This window comes from Roseomonas sp. USHLN139 (assembly GCF_037145735.1).
Taxonomy (GTDB): Bacteria; Pseudomonadota; Alphaproteobacteria; order Acetobacterales; family Acetobacteraceae; genus Pseudoroseomonas.
The window spans coordinates 1-467 of the sequence record NZ_JBBCWY010000034.1; the positions used below are offsets into that span (position 1 = coordinate 1).

Annotated in this window: 1 protein-coding gene; it reads left to right on the forward strand. The window is 68.1% G+C overall.

Going from position 1 to position 467, the window contains the following annotated elements:
- A partial coding sequence (locus WFI16_RS26905) for a GTP-binding protein (protein WP_419900921.1) occupies positions 1-467 on the forward strand: 467 nt, incomplete at both ends.

Here is a 467-nt window from a genome sequence, read left to right on the forward strand (position 1 = left end):
GCCGCGCAGATGGACGGCGCGATCCTGGTCGTGTCCGCCGCCGACGGCCCGATGCCGCAGACCCGCGAGCACATCCTGCTGGCCCGCCAGGTCGGCGTGCCGGCGCTGGTGGTGTTCCTGAACAAGTGCGACATGGCCGATCCCGACCTGCTCGAGCTGGTCGAGATGGAAGTGCGCGAGCTGCTGAGCTCCTACCAGTTCCCGGGCGACGACATCCCCATCGTCAAGGGCTCGGCCCTGATGGCGCTGGAAGACAAGAACCCGGAGCTGGGCGAGCAGGCGATCCTGGCGCTGATGGAAGCGGTCGACAGCTACATCCCGCAGCCGGAGCGTCCGAAGGACCTGCCGTTCCTGATGCCGATCGAGGACGTGTTCTCGATCTCGGGCCGCGGCACCGTGGTGACCGGCCGCGTCGAGCGCGGCATCGTCAAGGTCGGTGAGGAAGTCGAGATCGTCGGCCTGAAGGC